We start from the raw sequence: 19490 nt of genomic DNA, 5'->3' as shown, positions 1-19490 counted from the left end.
CCCCGGCCCTGCGGAAACGGTTGCCCCGCAGCCGGCCGCTGACGCCGCCTCAGTGGCCCCGGAGGCCGCCCCGCCCGCCGTCACCGACACCGGAGCGCCGGTCGAGGTGGCCGACGACGGCACGGACGAAGACGTGACGGCCGAACCGGCCCCCGCCGACGAGCAGCCCGCGACCGCCGACGGCACCGCTGAGGACGAGAGCGCCGCACCGGGCCAGGTGACGGTGCCCGAGGACGCGTCGCCCGTGATGGAGGACGGCGCGGCACCGGCCGAGGCCGCCGGGCCCGCGGTCGACGCCACCGGCGGCGAGCCGGTCTCCGCTCCGACGGAGTCCGCCCCCGCCGCGGACGGGGACGCCGATCGGGAAGGGGCCGAGGACCAGGCGGGCGAGGAACGCCCCGCCGCGGCTGCCGGCCCCGCGGCCGACGCCGCCAACGCTCCCGTGACCGAAGCCGTCCCCGCAGCGGCCCCCGGACACCCGGCCGCCGAACCGGACGTCCCCGAACCGGCCGCCACCGAACCGGACGTCGCCGAACCGGCCGCCACCGAACCGGCCGTCGGCGCCGAAGCCCCCGACGCTCCCGGCCCCGAGTCCGCCCCTGAGCCCGCTCCCGACGCCGGCGGGACACCCGCTCCGACGGCCGACGGGCCCGTCCCGGTCGCCGCCGCGTCCGGTGTCCCCGGCTACGACGAGGCCGAACGCGACACCGTGCACCGGCTGATGCGCGACCGCCGTGACATCCAGCACGGGTTCCGCCCGGACCCGGTCGACCACGACACGCTGCTGCGGGTGCTGGAGGCCGCGCACACCGCGCCGACCGTCGGGCCCTCCCAGCCCTGGGACTTCGTCATCATCCGTTCCGAGGAGACCCGCCGGGCCGTCCACGACCTGGTGCTGCGCCAGCACGAGGAGTACGCCAAGTCCCTGCCGCGCGCCCGCGCCCGGCAGCTGCCGGAGCCCGCGGCCGGTGCCGTGCTCGACGCGCCGGTCAACATCGTGGTCACCGCCGACGCCACCCGCGGCGGACGCCCCGCCCTCGGGCCGGGGAGCCACCCGGACTCCGCGCCGTACTCCTCCGCACTGGCCGTCGAGAACCTCTGGCTGGCCGCCCGCGCCGAGGGTCTGGGCGTGGGCTGGGTCGGCTTCTACGACGACCGCGAGCTGACGGCGGTGCTCGGACTCCCGGACCACCTGGAGATCGTGGCGTACCTGTGCGTCGGTCACGTCAACGAATTCCCGCCGGAGTCCGCCCCGCCCGGTGACAGCGCCGCCGCCGCCCGCCGCCCGCTGTCCTGGGTGGTGCACGAGGAGTCCTACGGGCGCCGCGCCCTGCCGGGAGGGCCGCCGCACGACCTGCTGGGCGAGGCCCTGTCCCAGATCCGGCCGCTGGACGCCCAGGCGCTGGGGGAGGCGTGGGAACGGCAGCGCCGGATGACCAAGCCCCCGGGCGCGCTGGGCGCGCTGGAGGTCATCTCGGCCCAGCTGTGCGGTCTGACCCGCAGCTGCCCGCCCGCCGTGCCCGAACCCGCCGCCCTCGCCGTCTTCGCGGGGGACCACGGGGTCCATGTGCAGGGCGTCAGCTCCTCTCCGCAGGAGATGACGGCGCAGATGGTCGCCAACTTCCTCGGCGGCGGCGCGGTCTGCAACGCCTTCGCCGCCCAGGTGGGGGCCGAGGTCTGCGTGATCGACGTCGGGGTGCGCGCGGAACTGCCGCCCACACCCGGCCTGATGCCGCGCAAGGTCCGCCCCGGCACCGCCGACTTCACCGCCGGGCCGGCGATGACCCGCGCCGAGGTGCTGCGTGCCCTGGAGGTCGGTGTCGAGACCGCCCGCGACCTGGTCGCCGCGGGCAACCGCGCTCTGCTCACCGGTGAGATGGGCGTGGCCAACACCACCACCGCCGCCGCGCTCACCGCGGTGTTCACCGGGGCCGACCCGGCGGAGGTCACGGGCCGCGGCTCGGGGATCGACGACGACACCCACGCCCGCAAGGTCGCCGTGGTGCGCGCCGCCCTCGACCTGCACCGCCCCGACCCCGCAGACCCGATCGCCGTGCTGGAGACGGTCGGTGGCCTGGAACACGCCGCGCTGACCGGGCTGATCCTCGGTGGCGCCTCCCTCCGGGTCCCCGTGGTGCTGGACGGCGTGACCGCCGGAGCGGCGGCCCTGGCCGCCCGGGCCATCGCCCCGGAGTCGGTCTCCGCCTGCATCGCCGGTCACCGCAGCGCCGACCCCGGGCACGTCGCGGCGCTGAAGGCGCTCGGCCTGCGGCCGCTGGTCGACCTCGACCTGCGGCTCGGGGAGGGCACCGGCGCCCTGCTGGCCCTCCCGGTCGTCCAGGCCGCGGCCCGCGCCCTCCGAGAGGTGGCGACGTTCGACACGGCCGGCCTCACCAGCGGTCACTGACGGCGTCGCCACGGCCACCCGCCCCCACCGGCGGGTGGCCGCCCGGCCGCCGGGCGACGCGCGCCCGCGCCGCCGTAGGGTGATCGGTGCGGCGACCGCCGCACCGATCACCGAGACCCGCACATCAGATAGGCAGCCGCTTCGATGATCTCCACCCCACCCGTGCCGGGGCCTCCCGCCTATCCCGTCGGACTCCGTCTGGAGGGGCGCCGCGTCCTCGTGCTCGGCGGTGGCGCGGTCGCCCGCAGGCGGCTGCCCGCCCTGGTGGCCGCCGGCGCCGACATCCTGCTGGTCTCTCCCGAGGCCACCCCCTCCGTCGAGGCGATGGCCGAGGCCGGTGAACTCCGCTGGGAGCGCCGCGGTTACCGTCCCGGGGACCTGGACGGCGCCTGGTACGCGCTGATCGCCACCGACGACCCCGAGGTCAACACCGCCGCCTCGGCCGAGGCCGAGGAGCGGCGCGTCTGGTGCGTGCGCAGTGACGACGCGGCGGCGGCCACCGCCTGGACCCCGGCCACCGGGCGCACCGACGGTGTGACCGTGGCCGTCCTCACCGGCCGTGACCCGCGCCGCTCCGCCGCCGTCCGGGACGCCGTGGTCGAGGGCCTGCGCGACGGCACCCTGTCGGCGCCCCGGCACCGCGAGCGCGCTCCGGGCGTCGCCATCGTCGGTGGCGGTCCCGGCGATCCCGACCTGATCACGGTGCGCGGCCGAAGGCTGCTGGCCGAGGCCGACGTGGTCATCGCCGACCGCCTGGGCCCCCGCGACCTGCTGGACGAACTCCCCGCCCACACCGAGGTGATCGACGCCGCCAAGATCCCCTACGGCCGGGCCATGGCCCAGCAGGCGATCAACGACGCGCTGATCGAGCACGCCCGCGCCGGCCGCACCGTCGTCCGCCTCAAGGGCGGCGACCCCTATGTCTTCGGGCGCGGCATGGAGGAGGCCAACGCCCTCGCCGAGCAGGGCATCGCGGTGACCGTGGTCCCCGGCATCACCTCCGCCGTGAGCGTGCCCGGCGCGGCCGGCATCCCGGTCACCCACCGGGGCGTCGCCCACGAGTTCACGGTCGTCAGTGGCCATCTGGCGCCGGACGACGAACGCTCCCTCATCGACTGGCCCGCGCTCGCCCGGCTGCGCGGCACGCTGGTCCTGCTCATGGCGGTCGAACGTGCCGGGGCGATCGCCGACACCCTGATCCGGCACGGCCGGCCCCCCACCACCCCCGTCTCGGTGGTCCAGGAGGGCACCACCGCCGGGCAGCGGCGCGTCGACGCCACCCTGGACACCCTGGCGCGCGCCATCACCGACCACGGTCTGCGGCCACCGGCCGTCATCGTCGTCGGAGAGGTGGTGGGCGCCGCCGGACCCGGGATCGCGGCGACGGCACAGCCGCCCGCCGGGGAGCGGCGCGGATGAGCGCCACCCCGTGGGCCGTCGAGATCGACGACGCCTCCGACCCCCGCCTCTCCGACTACGCCGACCTCACCGACGTCGCGCTGCGGCGGCGCCGCGAGCCCGCCGAGGGGCTGTTCATGGCCGAGGGGGAGAAGGTCATCCGGCGTGCGCTGGCGGCCGGTTACCCCGTCCGCTCGATGCTGCTCACCCCGCGGTGGGCCGAAGCCATGCGCGAGGTCTGCGTCGCGGCCGGCGCACCCGTGTACGTGGTGGAGCCCGCGGTCGCGGAGGCCGTCACCGGCTACCACGTGCACCGGGGCGCCCTGGCGGCGATGAGCCGCACCCCGCTGCCGCCCGTCGCGGAGCTGCTGGCCGGGCCCACCGGGCCGGGAGCGGACGCCGGGAGAGGCGGGCACGGCGGGGACGGCGGCCGGCACGACGGCCGTGCGCGCCGGCGCGTCGCCGTCCTGGAGGACATCGTCGACCACGCCAACGTCGGCGCAGCGTTCCGCAACGCCGCCGCGCTCGGGATCGACGCGGTGCTGCTCTCGCCGCGCTGCGCCGACCCTCTCTACCGTCGCTCGGTGAAGGTCTCGATGGGCGCCGTGTTCCAGATCCCGTGGGCCCGGCTGGACTCCTGGCCGGGCGAGTTGGAGATCCTGGCCCACCACGGCTACACGACGGCGGCGCTGTGCCTGGCCGACGACTCGGTACCGCTCGCCGAGCTCGCCGCCCGCGAGGAGCCCCGGCTGGCCCTGATGTTCGGCACCGAGGGAGACGGTCTCTCCGCCGGAGCGCTGCGCGGTGCCGACGTGCGCGTCACGATCCCCATGGCGGCCGGGGTGGACTCCCTCAACGTGGCGGCGGCCTCCGCCGTGGCCTTCTACGCCACCCAGCCCTGACGCCGCCTCCGGCCGCCCGGTCCGGCCGCGTCGGAGCGTACGACGGGTTCAGAGCGCGGCGCGCATGACGTGCAGCCCCGTGTACCCCTCGGTGGGGTGGTGGAACGCCTCCGGCACGGTGCCGACCACCGTGAACCCGAGCGCGAGATACAGCTTCACCGCGTGGACGTTGGTCTCCACCACCGCGTTGTACTGCATCGCCCGGAAACCGGCTTCGCGCGCCCACGCGAGGCTCTCCTCGACCAGCCCGCGGCCCACCCCGCGCCCGGACGCCTTCGGGTCCACCATGTAGCTGGCGCTGGCCACATGGGCGCCGTTGCCGCCCTGGTTCCGGTACATCTTGGCGCTGCCGAGCACGGTGCCCTCGTCGTCGACCGCGACGGTCACCCGTCCCGGCGCGGGCACCATCCACAGGGAACGGGCCTCGGGCTCGGGGGTGTCGGTGTCGTAGGTGAACGTCTCACCGGCGGCGACGATTCGCTGAAGGAACGGCCAGACGGCGGGCCAGTCCTCGATGGTGGCTTCCCTGATCAGCATGGTGACCATCCTGCCGTCCCGCTCGCGGCCCCGCCACCCAATAACCGGTGGGCCGCGGCCCACCGCCTCTCACAGCGGACTCTGCCCCTGGGCCGCGGCGATACCGAGCGCCACCAGCAGCGTCACCGTCACGAAGACCACGAGGCGCTGCCGCAGCAACCGGCGGTCCACACCGCGCTGACGGGGGCGCGGACCGGGCGCCGGGCGCCTGCGCTGCGGCGTGCCCGGCCGGGACGGTGCGCCGGGCCGCCGCTGGGCGGGACGGTCGGGCGCCGGGCGACGGAGCACGGTCGCCGCCGGAGTGTCCCGTGGAGCCACCGCGGCGGCCTGGCGCTGCATCCCCAGCCCGGCACCGCGCGCCTCCCGCGTGGCGATCTCCTTGAGCCGCAGCGAGAGCTGCATCGTCGTCGGGCGCTCGTCCGGCTGCTTGGCCAGGCAGGCGCGCAGCAACGGCTCCAACGCGGCCGGCACGCCCCGCAGTTGTGCCTCCTCGTGAACCACCCGGTAGAGCAGCACCTCCGAGGAGCCCTCGCCGAAGGGGGACTCGCCGAGGGCCGCGTGCGCCAGGGTGGCGCCGAGGGAGAAGACGTCGGTGGCCGGGGTGACCGCCACACCGCGCACCTGCTCGGGCGCGAGGAACCCCGGCGAGCCGACGGCGGTTCCCACGTGTGTCAGCGTGCTCGCCCCCGTCGACCAGGCGATACCGAAGTCGATGATCCGTGGGCCCTTGGGCGAGAGCAGGATGTTGGACGGCTTGAGGTCGCGGTGGACCACCCCCGCCTCGTGCACCGCCACCAGCCCCTCGGCCAGTGCCGCCCCGATGGCGGCCGTCTCCGCCGCCGCCAGGGAACCCTCGGTCGCGACCCGGTCGTGCAGTGAGGGACCCGGCACGTACTGGGTGGCGAACCACGGCTTGGCGGCGTCGAGATCGGCGGCGACCAGCCGGGCGGTGCAGCCGCCCCGGATGCGCCGTGCCGCCGACACCTCCCGGGCGAAGCGGGAACGGAACTCCGGGTCCTCGGCGAGGTCGGGCCGGATCACCTTCAGCGCGACCCGCTGTCCGCGCCGGTCCGACCCGAGGTAGACCACCCCCATGCCGCCGGCCCCCAGGCGCCGGTGCAGCCGGAACGAGCCGACGACCCGCGGGTCCTCGCGTCGCAGCCGCATCATCGCCATGTCCATCCCCGTCGGCCGGTTGCTCTGTCGCCGACAGCTTACGGACTGAGCGACCCGCGCGCTGAAAGGCCGCGCACTCGGCGATGACCTGGGGGAGATCCCTGAGCCGGGGCCGGGGGACTCCACCTTCAGGAGTACCCGGGGCTCTCCCGAGTCATCCCTCCGTAGGCCGCGCACCCGGTACGGCGGGGTGACGCCATCACCCCGCCCGCAGCCTAGTGTTGGGACCAGCGGCGGGCGAACACGAACTCGTCCCCCGAGGCCGTCCGCCCGCCGCGACCACAGACCGTACCCCCGCGCCGCACGGCGTGCGGGTACCCGGCGGGACGAGAGAGCGGAGGCGGGCATGTCCCACACGGCACACGCGGTGAACGCGGCACCGGTGAAGGACCGTCCGCTGGAGTACGGCACGGCCTCCGGCCGACGCCACCCGCTCGTCGCGCTCGCGATGGTCCTCCCGTTCGCCTTCGCGCTGGCCGTCGTCTTCGGCGGAGTGGAGGCGGTCGTGACACAGGCGTCGTCCGTGGTGGGTGCGATCGGGCGGTGACGCCCCGGGCCCGGCTGAGCGGACGGGCCCGCTTCGCACCGGCTGTCAACCCCGTGGGGACGGGGGTGTGGCGGGCGGCATGGTGGCCGGGCATCTGGGGAGATGCCCGGCCACAGTCATGCCGCGCGACACCGCTGCCGGCCCCGTCTCCCCGCGTGCCCGTGGCACGACGAGACCGGGGCCGGAGAACCATGTGGCTCTCCGGCCCCGGCCGGGTGTGGACGATACTGGGATTGAACCAGTGACCTCTTCCGTGTCAGGGAAGCGCTCTCCCGCTGAGCTAATCGTCCTGGGGAGTGCTGAGTTGAACGCGTGCGCGATACTGGGATTGAACCAGTGACCTCTTCCGTGTCAGGGAAGCGCTCTCCCGCTGAGCTAATCGCGCGGGTGTCCCCGTGAAGGGGACCAGTGGACGATACTGGGATTGAACCAGTGACCTCTTCCGTGTCAGGGAAGCGCTCTCCCGCTGAGCTAATCGTCCGAGGTGGAGACGGGATTTGAACCCGTGTAGACGGCTTTGCAGGCCGTTGCCTCGCCTCTCGGCCACTCCACCAATGAGAGGCGAACCCCTCAAGAGCGGACGACGAGACTCGAACTCGCGACATCCACCTTGGCAAGGTGGTGCTCTACCAACTGAGCTACGTCCGCAACTGCCGTTCCCGGTCGGCTCCCGCGTCCCGGCGACGTCTGAACTCTATCTGATTCCCGTGGCAGCTCAAACTCCGTATGGGCGGCGCCACCTCGTGACCCCGGCCGTCGGGGGCCGCCGCGCACACCGGATCTAGACTCGTACGCGTGCACGACCTCGCCCCGCTGGCCCGCTTCGGCGGCCTCCTCGCCACCGAACTGCTCGACGTCACCAGCGACCCCGCGGCGCTGGAGTCCTCCGGCTGGTGGGCGGTGGCGGCCCGTTACGACGGGGAGCCCGCGTTCGCCCGCTTCGGCCGTGTCACCACCGCGCCGCTCCCGGCCCCCGGGCGTTGGCGGGGTCCGGCGCCCGGCGCCTGGACCAGCTCGATGGACCGGGCCGCCTACACCGACGGGGTGCGCCGGGTCCGCGAGCACATAGCGGCGGGCGAGGTCTACCAGGCCAACCTCTGCCGGGTCCTCTCCGCCCCCGTCGACGCCGACGCCGACATCGACGCCCTCACCGCCCGGCTCGCCCGCGGCAACCCGGCCCCCTACGCGGGAACGATCCGGCTGCCCGGCCACGCGGTGGAGATCGCCACCGCCTCCCCGGAGCTGTACCTGCGCCGGGAGGGCGCCCTCGTGGAGTCCGGACCGATCAAGGGCACCGCTCCCACCGAGGACGAGCTGCTGGCCAAGGACCACGCCGAGAACGTCATGATCGTGGACCTCGTGCGCAACGACCTCGGCCGGGTGTGCGCCGCCGGATCGGTGACCGTGCCGGAGCTGTGCGTCGTCGAGAACCACCCCGGCCTCGTCCACCTCGTCTCCACCGTGCGCGGCACGCTCCCGCCGGGCGCCGGATGGCCGCAGCTGCTGTCCGGCACCTTCCCGCCCGGGTCGGTCACCGGGGCGCCCAAGTCCAGCGCCCTGCGCATCATCGACGCCCTGGAGACCGCCTCGCGCGGCCCCTACTGCGGCGGCCTGGGCTGGGTCGACGCCGACCGCGGCACCGGGGTCCTGGCCGTGGGCATCCGCACCTTCTGGATCGACCGGGACGACCCCGCCGCCCCGGTGCTGCGCTTCGGCACCGGCGCCGGCATCACCTGGGACTCCGACCCCGGCCACGAGTGGCGCGAGACGGAGCTGAAGGCGCGGCGGCTGCTCTCCCTGGCCTCGGCCCCCGAGGCCCGCTCCACCGCGCCCGCCGCCTGACGGCGACCGCCCCGAAGCCCGCGCCTCGCCCCACCGCCGCCGCGTCGCGGCCCGGCCGCCTACGCTGGAGCCCGGGCCGCCGCCGACCGCGCCCGCCGGGCACACCGGCCGCGACCGGCGCGAACACCCGAAGGACACACCCGAGGCGAGGCACACATGAGGATCTGGCTCAACGGCACACTGCGGACCGAGGACGAGGCGGGCGTATCCGTCTTCGACCACGGCCTGACGGTGGGGGACGGCGTCTTCGAGACGCTCAAGACCGTGCGCGGTGAGGCGTTCGCGACCACCCGCCACCTGGAACGGCTCGCCCGCTCGGCGACCGGGCTCGGCCTGCCCGCGCCCGACCCGGACGAGGTGCGGCGCGCCTGCCGGGAGACGCTCGCCGACGACCCGCGCCCCCTCGGCCGGCTCCGCGTCACCTACACCGGCGGGTACGCCCCGATGGGCTCGAACCGCGACGAGAAGGTCTCGCCGACGCTGGTGGTGGCCCACTTCGGCATCGAGCGCCGGCCCGACACCACCTCCGTCGTCACGGTCGACTGGACCCGCAACGAGCGCGGCGCGCTCAGCGGCCTGAAGACCACCTCCTACGGCGAGAACGTCGTGGCCCTGGCGGCGGCCCGCTCGCGTGCCGCCTCCGAGGCGCTGTTCCCCAACACCACCGGCGCGCTCTGCGAGGGCACCGGCACCAACGTCTTCGTGGTGCTCGACGGCCGCCTGTACACCCCGCCGCTCGCCTCCGGCTGCCTCGCCGGCGTCACCCGTGCCCTGGTCCTGGAGTGGACCGACGCGGAGGAGGCGGAGCTGCCCATGGACGTCCTGGACCGCGCCGAGGAGGTCTTCCTGACCTCCTCCACCCGGGACGTGCAGGCCGTCGCACGGATCGACGGCCGCGATCTCCCGGGCGCCCCCGGGCCGGTCACGGCCGCCGCCATGCGCGTCTTCGACGAGCGTTCGGCCGCGGACATCGACCCCTGACCCCCGGGCACGGGAGCCGCCGGGCACGCCCGCGGCTTCCGCTGCCGGTCCCGGAACGGTGACGGTGACGGAGGTGTGTGGCGCATCGGGCACCCGGTGCGCCAGGATGCCGACGTGACGACAACTCTGCGACCCTCCGGCCCCGAGCAGCGCGACGAGGCCGGCGCCCGTTCCCGCCGCTACGCCCTGCTCGACAACGGCCGCCCCGTCGGCTTCGCGCTCCTGGGCGCCGGTGCCCCCGGGACGACCGGCGCGGACGTCGGCCACATCCACGAGCTGACCGTGGAGCCCGCCGAGCGCCGCGTGGGGCGGGGCACCGTCGCCGCGCTCGCCGCGGAGGAGGTCCTGCGCGGCTGGGGCTGCCGCAGTGTCGAGGTGCGTTTCCGTCCGGCGGAGGACGGTGCCGTGCGGATGGCGGCCCAGCTCGGCTACACCGAACTCAGCCGCAACATGGTGACGGAGGTGCGCCCCGGAGCCGCGGACACGCCGCTGGCCCTGCCCGAGGGGGTCACCCTCCGGGAGATGTCCGCCGAGGAGTACCCCGAGTGGCTCGTGGTCGAGCGCGAGGAGTTCGTGCGCTCCTGGACCGACCGCGGTGTCCCCGAGGAGCGGGCGACCGCCCACGCCGAACGGTCCTACACCCGGTTGCTGCCGGAGGGCCCCGTCACCCCGGGCACCGTACTGCGCGTCCTGGAGAGCGGGGGCGCCCTCGCCGGCGCGCTGTGGGTGCGCACCGGCGAGGAGCTGCCCGACGGCGCCGGCGGCTATGTCTACTCGGTCCGGGTCGAGGCCGGGCACCGCGGGCGGGGCCTGGGCCGGGCGCTGATGGTGGAGGCCGAGCGGATCTGCGCCGAGGCCGGCGTGGACCTTCTCGGCCTGCACGTCTTCGCCGGGAACACGCCCGCGCTGAGTCTGTACGAGTCGCTCGGCTACCGGACGGTCTGGCTCAACCAGGTCAAGCGGCTCGGCTGAGCACCCCGGCGACGATCTCCTCGATGCGCTCGCGGAGCCCCTCCTGGCTCTTGCCGCCGTCCAGCCGCTGCCCGTCGACCAGGTAGGTGGGAGTACCGGTGACCCCGAGCGCCGCGCCCTCCGCCTGGTCGGCGTCGACCATGAGCATGTGCCTGCCGTCGATCAGGGCTGTGTCCATCTCCTCGGCATCCAGCCCGAGTTCACGCGCGAGATCGACCAGGAGGCCGGTGCCGCGGGTGCCGAGCTCATCGGTGCGGGCCAGAAGCGCGGTGACGAACTCGTCGCCCCGCCCCTGCGCGTACGCCTCCTCGGCGGCCTGGGCGGCCACCAGCGCGTGCTGGTGGCGGGGGAGCGGGAAGTGGCGCAGCCGGATGGTCAGCCCGTCGCCGAACCGCTCGCGCAGCGCGGCGAGGTCGGGCTGGGCGCGGTGGCAGTCGGGGCACTGGAGGTCGCACCACACGTCGAGGACGGCGGTTCCGGTCGCATCGTTCATGAGACCAGTCTCCCAGTGGCCGGCGGCCCGGGGTGTCCCCCGGTGGGGCTCACCCCGAATTGCCCCTGATCTTTCCCCGGGCGATGGCCTCCCGGCGTCCGGGGAGGCAGGATGGAAGACATGCTTGGGATGATGATTTACGCCGTCTGCGGCACGCTGACCGCGGCCGGGCTGTGGTTCGCCTACCGCTCTCTGCGTCGTCGCCGGTACGCCACCGGGCTGCGCACGGCCTCGGTGGCGCTGCTGCCGATGGGCCTGGCCATGACGGGGGTGGTGCGGTTCGTCGTCAACATGACCGTCAACCCGATCGCCTGGATGGGTTTCGGAGCGGTCGGTCTGTCCGTCGCGCTGTTCTTCACCGCGCGGATGCTCGATGCCCGAGGGGTCGAGGACGGCGGTTCCGGGCCGACGCCCGAGCAGGTGGCCGCGCCCGACGCCAGCACCCCGGCGCTGCCCGCGAAGCAGCGTTCCGCCCCGGCGCCGTCCGCCCCGGCCGGTGGCACCGGTAAGGAGGACTTCTCGGACATCGAAGCGATCCTGAAAAAGCACGGGATCTGACGAATTCCCAGTCCAGCAGGGCGTGTTGTGAGTAGCGGGCATCGCGTCTGCGCCATGATCACCGCGAGATGGCGCACAAACTGCGGGAGCTCGGCTCCCCGACCACGAACCCCCTTCCGCCGCACGAAGTGCCCGGTGCCGCCCCCGGTGAACGCCGGGGCTGCCTGTTCGCTCTGGCCCAGCTACCGCTGATCATCTTTCTGGCGGTGATCGGGACGCTGCTGATGGTGGCGGCTGTGCACGACCTGTTCCTGCTGTGACCTCGGCCCCCGGTCCGTCCTGGACCGGGGGCCGAGTCGTGGGTGCTCCGGCGGGGTGGGCGGAGGCGCCGCCTCAGCGGGCACCGGCCTGCCGCTGCCGGGCGCGGTAGGCCGCGACATGGAGCCTGTTGCCGCACGTCCGGCTGTCGCAGTAGCGGCGCGAGCGGTTCCGGGAGAGGTCCACGAAGGCGCGTCCGCAGTCCGGCGCCTCGCAGCGCCGCAGCCGCTCCAGCTCGCCGGCGACCAGCAGGAACCCGAGGGCCATGCCGCAGTCCGCGGCCAGGTGGTCGGTGAGCGACGCCCCGGGGGCGAAGTAGTGCACGTGCCAGTCGTAGCCGTCGTGGTCGGTCAGCTGCGGGGTGGTCCCCGCCGACGCGACCATCTCGTTGATCAGTCCCGCCGCTTCCGGTGAGGAGCCGGCGGCGAAGACCTGTGCGAACCGGTCCCGCGCCTCCCGCACGCCCCGCAGGTCGTCCCCGGTGAGGGCCGCGAGGTCGACACCGCTGATGGTGAGGGTGCCCACGAACGCCCGCAGCGCCGGGACGTCCGGGAGGCGATCCGCCTCGCCGGCCGCCGGGGCGGTGTTGAGCAGTTCGACCACGTGCTCCAGTGCGCACCGTGTGTCGTGGTTGATGAGCACCAAGTAGCTCCCGGTCCGGGGTGGGTAACCGGGAAACTCTAACGCGCACGCCGGGTACCGCCGCGTGGTGGTGCGGCGGTACCCGGCGTGCGCGGGCCGGGCGGGCCCCGCCGTCGCCCCGAGTCGGACGGCGTGGCCCCCCGGCCTCAGCTCTCGGCGAGGATGTGCGAGAGCTCGGTGTCGAGGTCGAAGTGTCGGTGTTCGGTACCGGGGGGCACGGCGGCGTCGGTCCTTTTGAGGAAAGACTCCAGCGCCCGGGCCGGCGCCTCCAGCAGGGCTTCCCCCTCGGGGGAGCTGAGGGCGATGCAGACCACGCCCTGTCCGTGGCTCCGCGATGGCCACACCCGCACATCACCGGTGCCCGTGGGGCGGTGCAGCCCCTCGGCCAGGAGGTCGCGGGCGAAAACCCATTCGACGGTTTCCTCCGCTCCGGTGTGGAACGTGGCGTGCACGGCATAGGGATCCGCGGTGTCATACCGCAGTCCCGCGGGTACGGGCAGTGAGGATTCGCTCGATACGACGAGGCGCAGGTGCAGCTCGCAGCTGACCGTGGTGTTCATAGGCGCCAGTGCCTTTCGCTCAGTGTGCGCTCGGGGCTTCGCACGTCGGCGAGATCGATGTGCCACGTACTGGGGGGTTGTAAACCCGTCTGTGCCATTTGTGAGGTTTGAACTCATTCGAATGGGCGAGTCTGGTGCGTCAGGGGACCCCCGAATGAGCGATTGCTACATCTGTGCGAAAACATCGCGAAAGAGGGGTTTGGGGTGCGTCCCGGGGTGGGTCACACGTGCGGTAGTGTGATCGCCGCAGCGGGCGATTAGCTCAGTGGAAGAGCGCTTCGTTCACACCGAAGAGGTCACTGGTTCGAACCCAGTATCGCCCACCGTGCGCGTCAGGGACCGGAGAGAACAGCGCCGGTCCCTGACGCTTTTCCGTGCCCGCGGATGCCGCCTGATGTCGTTCCGTATCCTCTCGTGACTCTCCGGGAACGCGCCCGAGGGCTCCTCTCCGCGGTCCTCGCGGGGACGAAGGCGCCGTCGGGGCGGCCGGTTTGGACGGACGGTTACCGCCCTGTATGGTTCTCACGTGCCGCAGGGCACCGAGAACGCGGGCGATTAGCTCAGTGGAAGAGCGCTTCGTTCACACCGAAGAGGTCACTGGTTCGAACCCAGTATCGCCCACACCTGCGAGAGGCCGGTCCGTCTGCCGACGGGCCGGCCTCTCGCGTTGCCGTGCCCTCGCGTCGACGGCTGCGGCGACGGCCGGCCGTCGTGCTGGGCGGCGCGGAAATCCGTTTCGCCTCGCGCCCCCGCCGCTCGGTACGATTCACGCGGTCGCGGCACCCGCCGCGGCAGGTAGACATGAGTCAGGAGAGACCGGTGTCGGACGTCCGTGTGACCATCCATCGCGATTCCGAGCGGGAAGAGCGTGTGGTGACCACGGGCACGACCGCCGCCGCCCTCTTCGAGGGGGAGCGCTCTGTCGTCGCCGCCCGCGTCGCCGGTGAACTGCGCGACCTCGCGCACCCGCTGGACGACGGGGACGAGGTGGAGCCGGTCGAGATCGGTTCCCCCGACGGCCTGGACATCCTCCGCCACTCCGCCGCGCACGTCATGGCGCAGGCGGTGCAGGAGCTGTTCCCCTCCGCCCGGCTGGGCATCGGCCCTCCCATCCGCAACGGGTTCTACTACGACTTCGATGTCGAGAACCCCTTCCACCCCGATGACCTCAAGCGCATCGAGAAGAAGATGCAGGAGATCATCAAGCGCGGGCAGCGGTTCTCCCGCCGCGCGGTCAGCGACGACGAGGCGCGCGAGGAACTGGCGGCCGAGCCGTACAAGCTGGAGCTGATCGGGCTCAAGGGCTCCGCCGCCGACGCGGCCGAGGGTGCATCGGCGGAGGTCGGCGCGGGCGAGCTGACGATCTACGACAACATCGACGCCAAGACCGGCGAGCTGTGCTGGAAGGACCTCTGCCGCGGGCCGCACCTGCCCACCACCCGGCTGATCCCCGCCGTCAAGCTGATGCGCTCCGCCGCGGCCTACTGGCGCGGCAGCGAGAAGAACCCCCAGCTCCAGCGGATCTACGGCACCGCCTGGCCGACCCGCGACGAACTCAAGGCCCACCTGGAGTTCCTCGCCGAGGCGGAGAAGCGCGACCACCGCAAACTGGGCGCCGAACTCGACCTCTTCTCCATTCCCGAGGAGATCGGCTCCGGGCTCGCCGTCTTCCACCCGCGCGGCGGCGTGGTCCGACGGGTGATGGAGGACTACTCCCGCCGTCGCCACGAGGAGTCGGGCTACGAGTTCGTCTACTCGCCGCACGCCACCAAGGGCACGCTGTTCGAGAAGTCCGGCCACCTCGACTGGTACGCCGACGGCATGTACCCGCCCATGCAGCTCGACGGGGGCCAGGACTACTACCTGAAGCCCATGAACTGCCCGATGCACAACCTGATCTTCGACGCCCGGGGCCGGTCCTACCGCGAACTCCCCCTGCGGCTGTTCGAGTTCGGCACCGTCTACCGGTACGAGAAGTCCGGTGTGGTGCACGGCCTCACCCGTGCCCGCGGCTTCACCCAGGACGACGCGCACATCTACTGCACCCGTGAGCAGATGGCCGGCGAGCTGGACTCGCTGCTGACCTTCGTCCTGAACCTGCTGCGGGACTACGGCCTCGCCGACTTCTACCTGGAGCTCTCCACCCGCGACCCGGAGAAGTCCATCGGCACCGACGAGAACTGGGCCGAGGCGACCGAGGCCCTGCGTCAGGCGGCGGTCAAGCAGGGCCTGGAACTGGTGATGGACCCGGGCGGGGCCGCGTTCTACGGGCCGAAGATCTCGGTGCAGGCGCGGGACGCGATCGGCCGCACCTGGCAGATGTCCACCATCCAGGTCGACTTCAACCTGCCCGAGCGGTTCTCGCTGGAGTACACCGCCGACGACGGTTCCCGCCAGCGTCCGGTGATGATCCACCGGGCACTCTTCGGCAGCATCGAGCGCTTCTTCGCCGTGCTGCTGGAGCACTACGCGGGCGTCTTCCCGCCGTGGCTGGCCCCGGTGCAGGCGGTGGGCATCCCCATCGGTGACGCCCACGTCCCCTACCTGCGGGAGTTCGCCGCCACGGCCAAGGCGAAGGGGCTGCGGGTCGAGGTCGACGCCTCCGCCGACCGGATGCAGAAGAAGATCCGGAATGCCCAGAAGCAGAAGACCCCGCTGATGATCATCGCCGGTGACGAGGACGTCGCCGCCGGTGCCGTCTCCTTCCGCTACCGGGACGGCAGCCAGCGCAACGGCGTGCCCCGCGAGGAGGCGCTCGCCGAACTGCTCGACGTGGTCGAGCGGCGCGCCCAGATCTGAGTGGCCGGACGCGCGCTCGGCGGGGGACCCGACCCGTCCACCGCCGGGCGCGCGGCCTATGCTGGCCCGCATGACGCGTGAGCCGGAGCAGCAGATCGGCGTGGGTGAGCCGGACGCCTTCCAGCGCCTGTGGACGCCCCACCGGATGGCCTACATCAAGGGCGAGGGAAAGCCCACCGGGCCCGCCTCCGGCGACGGGTGCCCGTTCTGCGCCATCCCCGCCCACAGCGACGCCGAAGGGCTGATCGTCGCCCGGGGCGAGCATGTGTACGCCGTGCTCAACCTCTACCCGTACAACTCCGGTCACCTGCTGACCGTGCCCTACCGGCACGTCGCCGACTACACGGAGCTGGACGGCCCGGAGACCCTGGAACTGGCGGAGTTCACCAAGCGGTCCATGACGGCCGTGCGCTCCGCCGCCGGCCCGCACGGCTTCAACATCGGTCTCAACCAGGGAGAAGCCGCCGGAGCCGGTATCGCCGCGCACCTGCACCAGCACGTGGTGCCGCGCTGGGGCGGCGACGCCAACTTCATGCCGGTCATCGGCCACACCAAGGTGCTGCCCGAACTCCTCGCCGACACCCGGCAGATGCTCGCCGACGCCTGGCCCGGCTGAGCCCGGAGCCCGCGACCGGCGCCGCTCTCCGTCCGTCCGTCGGCCCGGGCCGCCGCCCTCCCACGCAGGACGCGGGCAAGGACGGCCGTCCGGGCCTGCGTGCCGGCTCACATGCCGTACTCGTCGGCCTTCCGGGGCTCCACGCTCTGCACGGCGCCGCTCAGGCCCGAGGCGCGCGCCTCGAACTTGGAGATGTCCACGCCGTTCTCCTCCAGCACCTTCAGCGCCGCCTGGTGCGCGACCCGCAGCACCGGCGTGGCCACCCGCAGCGCGTCGTCCGCCATGAAGCGGTGGCGCCACGGCTTGGTCGCCCACACGTGCCGTACTCCGAACGGCTCCGGCAGTGACATCTTGCCGCCCAGGTCGTCCAGCCTCTTCGGGCTGAACCGCGCCAGCGGAGCCCGGGCCGCCAGCCGCACCGTCTCCTTGGTGTCGACCAGCGGCAGTGCCTGCGAGACCTTCTTCCAGGGCTTCACCGGATTCCGGAAGCTGCGCGACTTTCCGCCCGGCTTCTCGTAGAACCACGGGTGGATCGGGCCGAGCGCGTGGCCGTTGACCTCGATCCGCAGCGTCCGGTGCAGCACCGTCACGCTGATCATCATGGTGATGACCAGACCGCCGTCCCACAGCACGAACTGCACACCCAGGTAGTGCCGGTCGTTGCTGTCGAGCTGCTGCTCGTTGCAGATCCGCTGCACCTCGATGGCGTTGATGCTGTACGCCTCGACGTTGGGGCCGTCCGGCCGGGAGACCGAGCCGGCGTTCTCACCGACGTGCCGCACCACCCAGTGACTGACCGCGGGCGGCGACTTGAACCCGCCGGTGTGCAGCGGGCTGCGCTCCAGCATCCGCAGCTGGTCCTGCATCGCGCGCACCACGTCCCAGCTGCGGAACGGGTCGATGTCCTTCTCCGGGTCCCGGGCGACCAGTTCCTCGGCCAGCTGCCAGCTGCCCCACCGCACGCCCATCCCGAGTATCCCGCTGGGCCCGGCGTAGTAGGCCACGTTGGAGTCCTGCTCGGCGGAGATCTTCGCCAGCCCCAGCCGAAGCCGCTCCGCCTCCGCGTCGTTGGGGTTCTGCGGCACCGCCTCGGGGATCTTCGCGCCGGCACCACCACCGCCGACCATGTCCGCCCAGTGCGCCCGGAGGTTCTGCGCCGCCTGCTCGCTCACCCGGCGCGCCCACAGCCAGCCGATGATCGGAGCCGGCAGCATGCTCCACACGTACAGCTGCACCAGGCCGCCGAACGGCAGCGAGTAGACCAGCAGCACCAGCAGGACGAAGAGCGCCGCCAGCGCGGCCATCCCGATGGTGCCCGCCCGCTTGTCCTTCGACCCCGCCAGCGTGCGGCGCGCCTGGAACAGACCCAGCCACGCCAGCACTCCGGGCAGGAAGAGCAGGCCGAACACGCCCATGATGACGGTGAGCCGGGTGTCGCGCTGGGTGCGGATCCGCTTGGCGGCGATCGCGTGCTCCACCACCGTGTGCGGTTCCGCGCCGAAGGACTGGATCAGCGGCGCCCGGCCGGAGGCCAGCATCCGCGTCTCGACGGCGCGGGTGAACGCCTCGCCCAGGTTCGGCTCCAGCAGCGAGATCTTCGGGTCGCTCACCGACGCCTTGTCGTTGGGAGCCTTGATCGACTTCGCCTCACCGTCGCGGTAGGCGGTCGCCGCCAGCGCGGAGCCGGCCGCGGTCTGCCCGTGGCCCGCTCCCGACAACGGGACCTGCGCGCCCGGGCTGAAGTCGAAGTCCACCCCCACCGAGCGCTTGAGGTCCTCCAACCCCGCCATCGGTACACCCCCTGCTCGGCATCGGGTCCACGGTCGCCGGTGCCCCGGCCCGCAGCGCCACGACCGCCCGAACGGGCAGCCGGTGAGCGGCCCGTGCGGCACGTCGCGGCACCGGACCCCAGGGTAGCGGCGAAGCGCCGCCCGGCCGGGTCGATCACCCGAACGCACACACAATCCGGCCAGCCGGGAGCGCGCGGGCGCCCACCGGCGGCGGCCCCACGCCCCCGGCCCGGACGGCCGCCGCCGTCGCCACGGCGCGCGCTGGCTACGATGGGCCAGCCGGTGGCCGTACGACCACCCGGCCCACCGCGATCTGTTGGGAAGGCCATGCTCAACAAGTACGCGCGTGCATTCTTCACGCGTGTCTTCACACCGCTCGCCGCACTGCTGCTGCGGCTGCGCGTCAGTCCGGACGTGGTGACCCTGGTCGGGACGGCCGGGGTGATGGCGGGCGCGCTGGCCTTCTACCCGCGGGGCGCGTTCTTCTGGGGCACCGTCGTCATCACGCTGTTCGTCTTCTCGGACATGATCGACGGCAACATGGCGCGTCAGCTGGGACGCTCCAGCCGCTGGGGCGCGTTCCTGGACTCCACACTGGACCGGGTGGCCGACTCCGCCGTCTTCGCGGCGCTCGCTCTCTGGTACGCCGGGCGGGGCGACGACCTGCTGCTGTGCTCCCTCGCGCTGTTCTGCCTGGCCAGCGGCCAGGTGGTCTCCTACACCAAGGCGCGCGGGGAGTCGATCGGGCTCCCCGTGAAGGTCAACGGCCTGGTGGAGCGCTCGGAGCGGCTGGTCATCACCCTGGTCCTCACGGGCCTCTCCGGACTCTCCGCCTTCGGCGTCCCCTACATCCACGTCCTGCTGCCGCTGGCGCTGTGGATCGTGGCCGTGGGCAGCCTGATCACCCTGATCCAGCGGATGGTCACCGTGCGCCGGGAGGCCGACGAGGCGGACGCGGCGGAGGCCGCCGCGGCGCCCAAGCCGCCCTCCCCGCCCGCCCCCGGTGCGCCTC

Annotated in this window: 18 protein-coding genes and 7 tRNA genes; 14 read left to right on the top strand and 11 right to left on the bottom strand. The window is 73.3% G+C overall.

What is annotated here, in order from left to right; all coding sequences use genetic code 11:
* The 3 genes from cobT to E0D90_RS11615 all read left to right on the top strand — a co-directional run.
* Positions 1 to 2407: nicotinate-nucleotide--dimethylbenzimidazole phosphoribosyltransferase (cobT, locus tag E0D90_RS11625; protein WP_227870151.1), on the top strand; the 2407-nt coding region annotated here is incomplete at its 5' end.
* A gap of 144 nt (positions 2408 to 2551) precedes the next feature.
* Positions 2552 to 3826: a uroporphyrinogen-III C-methyltransferase gene (gene cobA / locus E0D90_RS11620; protein ID WP_130797778.1), complete on the top strand. Its 1275-nt coding sequence runs from the start codon at positions 2552 to 2554 to the stop codon at positions 3824 to 3826.
* A complete protein-coding gene (locus E0D90_RS11615) occupies positions 3823 to 4707 on the top strand; it encodes a TrmH family RNA methyltransferase (RefSeq protein WP_130797776.1) in 885 nt (294 codons plus the stop codon). The genes cobA and E0D90_RS11615 overlap by 4 nt, the downstream gene beginning before the upstream one ends.
* 48 nt (positions 4708 to 4755) lie before the next feature.
* On the opposite strand, the gene E0D90_RS11610 is transcribed toward E0D90_RS11615, so the two are convergent.
* On the bottom strand, positions 4756 to 5244 hold the full coding sequence (locus E0D90_RS11610) for a GNAT family N-acetyltransferase (RefSeq protein WP_130797774.1): 489 nt from the start codon (positions 5242 to 5244) through the stop codon (positions 4756 to 4758).
* Between the two features lie 69 nt (positions 5245 to 5313).
* On the bottom strand, positions 5314 to 6426 hold the full coding sequence (locus tag E0D90_RS11605) for a serine/threonine-protein kinase (protein WP_130797772.1): 1113 nt from the start codon (positions 6424 to 6426) through the stop codon (positions 5314 to 5316).
* Between the two features lie 340 nt (positions 6427 to 6766).
* On the opposite strand from E0D90_RS11605, the gene E0D90_RS11600 reads away from it, so the two are divergent.
* Positions 6767 to 6967: a hypothetical protein gene (locus tag E0D90_RS11600; RefSeq protein WP_103528922.1), complete on the top strand. Its 201-nt coding sequence runs from the start codon at positions 6767 to 6769 to the stop codon at positions 6965 to 6967.
* 218 nt (positions 6968 to 7185) lie between these two features.
* On the opposite strand, the gene E0D90_RS11595 is transcribed toward E0D90_RS11600, so the two are convergent.
* The 5 genes from E0D90_RS11595 to E0D90_RS11575 all read right to left on the bottom strand — a co-directional run bounded on the left by E0D90_RS11595 (position 7186) and on the right by E0D90_RS11575 (position 7615).
* Positions 7186 to 7257: transfer RNA gene (locus E0D90_RS11595), tRNA-Val, on the bottom strand.
* Between the two features lie 23 nt (positions 7258 to 7280).
* A tRNA-Val gene (locus tag E0D90_RS11590) sits at positions 7281 to 7352 on the bottom strand.
* Between the two features lie 24 nt (positions 7353 to 7376).
* A tRNA-Val gene (locus tag E0D90_RS11585) sits at positions 7377 to 7448 on the bottom strand.
* Position 7449: 1 nt separating this feature from the next.
* A tRNA-Cys gene (locus tag E0D90_RS11580) sits at positions 7450 to 7520 on the bottom strand.
* Positions 7521 to 7542: 22 nt separating this feature from the next.
* Positions 7543 to 7615 (bottom strand) — tRNA-Gly (locus E0D90_RS11575).
* 147 nt (positions 7616 to 7762) lie between these two features.
* Between E0D90_RS11575 and E0D90_RS11570 the strand changes: the two genes are divergently transcribed.
* From E0D90_RS11570 to E0D90_RS11560, 3 genes are all read left to right on the top strand, one after another.
* Positions 7763 to 8809, top strand: a complete 1047-nt coding sequence (locus E0D90_RS11570) for a chorismate-binding protein (protein ID WP_130797770.1) — start codon at positions 7763 to 7765, stop codon at positions 8807 to 8809.
* 156 nt (positions 8810 to 8965) lie between these two features.
* A complete protein-coding gene (locus E0D90_RS11565) occupies positions 8966 to 9790 on the top strand; it encodes an aminotransferase class IV (RefSeq protein WP_103501388.1) in 825 nt (274 codons plus the stop codon).
* A gap of 114 nt (positions 9791 to 9904) precedes the next feature.
* A complete protein-coding gene (locus E0D90_RS11560; protein WP_103529144.1) occupies positions 9905 to 10762 on the top strand; it encodes a GNAT family N-acetyltransferase in 858 nt (285 codons plus the stop codon).
* On the opposite strand, the gene E0D90_RS11555 is transcribed toward E0D90_RS11560, so the two are convergent.
* Positions 10746 to 11255 carry a DsbA family protein gene (locus tag E0D90_RS11555; RefSeq protein ID WP_130797768.1) on the bottom strand — a complete coding sequence of 170 codons (510 nt, stop codon included), beginning with the start codon at positions 11253 to 11255 and terminating at the stop codon, positions 10746 to 10748. The genes E0D90_RS11560 and E0D90_RS11555 overlap by 17 nt on opposite strands.
* Positions 11256 to 11366: 111 nt before the next feature.
* On the opposite strand from E0D90_RS11555, the gene E0D90_RS11550 reads away from it, so the two are divergent.
* Together E0D90_RS11550 and E0D90_RS11545 are read left to right on the top strand one after the other, a co-directional pair.
* The gene (locus tag E0D90_RS11550) at positions 11367 to 11813 is read left to right on the top strand and encodes a hypothetical protein (protein WP_227870150.1); all 447 of its coding nucleotides are present in this window, start codon (positions 11367 to 11369) and stop codon (positions 11811 to 11813) included.
* A gap of 68 nt (positions 11814 to 11881) precedes the next feature.
* Positions 11882 to 12073, top strand: coding sequence for a hypothetical protein (locus E0D90_RS11545; protein WP_103501391.1), 192 nt, complete (start codon positions 11882 to 11884; stop codon positions 12071 to 12073).
* A 73-nt stretch (positions 12074 to 12146) separates the two neighbouring features.
* On the opposite strand, the gene E0D90_RS11540 is transcribed toward E0D90_RS11545, so the two are convergent.
* Positions 12147 to 12713: a CGNR zinc finger domain-containing protein gene (locus tag E0D90_RS11540; RefSeq protein ID WP_103501392.1), complete on the bottom strand. Its 567-nt coding sequence runs from the start codon at positions 12711 to 12713 to the stop codon at positions 12147 to 12149.
* Positions 12714 to 12859: 146 nt separating this feature from the next.
* Complete coding sequence (locus E0D90_RS11535; RefSeq protein ID WP_003959770.1) at positions 12860 to 13273, bottom strand: SsgA family sporulation/cell division regulator; 414 nt, start codon at positions 13271 to 13273, stop codon at positions 12860 to 12862.
* Positions 13274 to 13524: 251 nt separating this feature from the next.
* Here E0D90_RS11535 and E0D90_RS11530 point away from each other — a divergent pair.
* The 4 genes from E0D90_RS11530 to E0D90_RS11515 all read left to right on the top strand — a co-directional run bounded on the left by E0D90_RS11530 (position 13525) and on the right by E0D90_RS11515 (position 16688).
* Positions 13525 to 13596 (top strand) — tRNA-Val (locus E0D90_RS11530).
* Between the two features lie 226 nt (positions 13597 to 13822).
* Positions 13823 to 13894 (top strand) — tRNA-Val (locus tag E0D90_RS11525).
* Between the two features lie 198 nt (positions 13895 to 14092).
* Positions 14093 to 16072, top strand: coding sequence for a threonine--tRNA ligase (gene thrS / locus E0D90_RS11520; RefSeq protein ID WP_130797767.1), 1980 nt, complete (start codon positions 14093 to 14095; stop codon positions 16070 to 16072).
* A gap of 58 nt (positions 16073 to 16130) precedes the next feature.
* Positions 16131 to 16688, top strand: coding sequence for an HIT family protein (locus tag E0D90_RS11515; protein ID WP_103501394.1), 558 nt, complete (start codon positions 16131 to 16133; stop codon positions 16686 to 16688).
* 107 nt (positions 16689 to 16795) lie between these two features.
* Here the strand turns inward: E0D90_RS11515 and E0D90_RS11510 are convergent, their stop codons facing one another.
* On the bottom strand, positions 16796 to 18478 hold the full coding sequence (locus tag E0D90_RS11510) for an AbeC-like domain-containing protein (protein ID WP_103501395.1): 1683 nt from the start codon (positions 18476 to 18478) through the stop codon (positions 16796 to 16798).
* Between the two features lie 327 nt (positions 18479 to 18805).
* On the opposite strand from E0D90_RS11510, the gene pgsA reads away from it, so the two are divergent.
* The coding region (pgsA, locus tag E0D90_RS11505; RefSeq protein ID WP_170214963.1) for a phosphatidylinositol phosphate synthase at positions 18806 to 19490 on the top strand (685 nt) is incomplete at its 3' end.

The organism is Streptomyces otsuchiensis (assembly GCF_004305975.1).
In the GTDB taxonomy this organism is placed as follows: Bacteria; Actinomycetota; Actinomycetes; order Streptomycetales; family Streptomycetaceae; genus Streptomyces; species Streptomyces otsuchiensis.
This window is presented reverse-complemented; position numbering and strand designations above follow the sequence as displayed.

What these genes read in the sequence shown, in the direction of transcription:
- cobA (WP_130797778.1), top strand. Translation starts at nt 2,552, where the DNA reads ATGATCTCCACCCCACCCGTGCCGGGGCCTCCCGCCTATCCCGTCGGA.
- E0D90_RS11615 (WP_130797776.1), top strand. Translation starts at nt 3,823, where the DNA reads ATGAGCGCCACCCCGTGGGCCGTCGAGATCGACGACGCCTCCGACCCC.
- E0D90_RS11610 (WP_130797774.1), bottom strand. Translation starts at nt 5,244, where the DNA reads ATGCTGATCAGGGAAGCCACCATCGAGGACTGGCCCGCCGTCTGGCCG.
- E0D90_RS11605 (WP_130797772.1), bottom strand. Translation starts at nt 6,426, where the DNA reads ATGGACATGGCGATGATGCGGCTGCGACGCGAGGACCCGCGGGTCGTC.
- E0D90_RS11600 (WP_103528922.1), top strand. Translation starts at nt 6,767, where the DNA reads ATGTCCCACACGGCACACGCGGTGAACGCGGCACCGGTGAAGGACCGT.
- E0D90_RS11565 (WP_103501388.1), top strand. Translation starts at nt 8,966, where the DNA reads ATGAGGATCTGGCTCAACGGCACACTGCGGACCGAGGACGAGGCGGGC.
- E0D90_RS11555 (WP_130797768.1), bottom strand. Translation starts at nt 11,255, where the DNA reads ATGAACGATGCGACCGGAACCGCCGTCCTCGACGTGTGGTGCGACCTC.
- E0D90_RS11550 (WP_227870150.1), top strand. Translation starts at nt 11,367, where the DNA reads ATGGAAGACATGCTTGGGATGATGATTTACGCCGTCTGCGGCACGCTG.
- E0D90_RS11545 (WP_103501391.1), top strand. Translation starts at nt 11,882, where the DNA reads ATGGCGCACAAACTGCGGGAGCTCGGCTCCCCGACCACGAACCCCCTT.
- E0D90_RS11535 (WP_003959770.1), bottom strand. Translation starts at nt 13,273, where the DNA reads ATGAACACCACGGTCAGCTGCGAGCTGCACCTGCGCCTCGTCGTATCG.
- E0D90_RS11515 (WP_103501394.1), top strand. Translation starts at nt 16,131, where the DNA reads ATGCTGGCCCGCATGACGCGTGAGCCGGAGCAGCAGATCGGCGTGGGT.
- E0D90_RS11510 (WP_103501395.1), bottom strand. Translation starts at nt 18,478, where the DNA reads ATGGCGGGGTTGGAGGACCTCAAGCGCTCGGTGGGGGTGGACTTCGAC.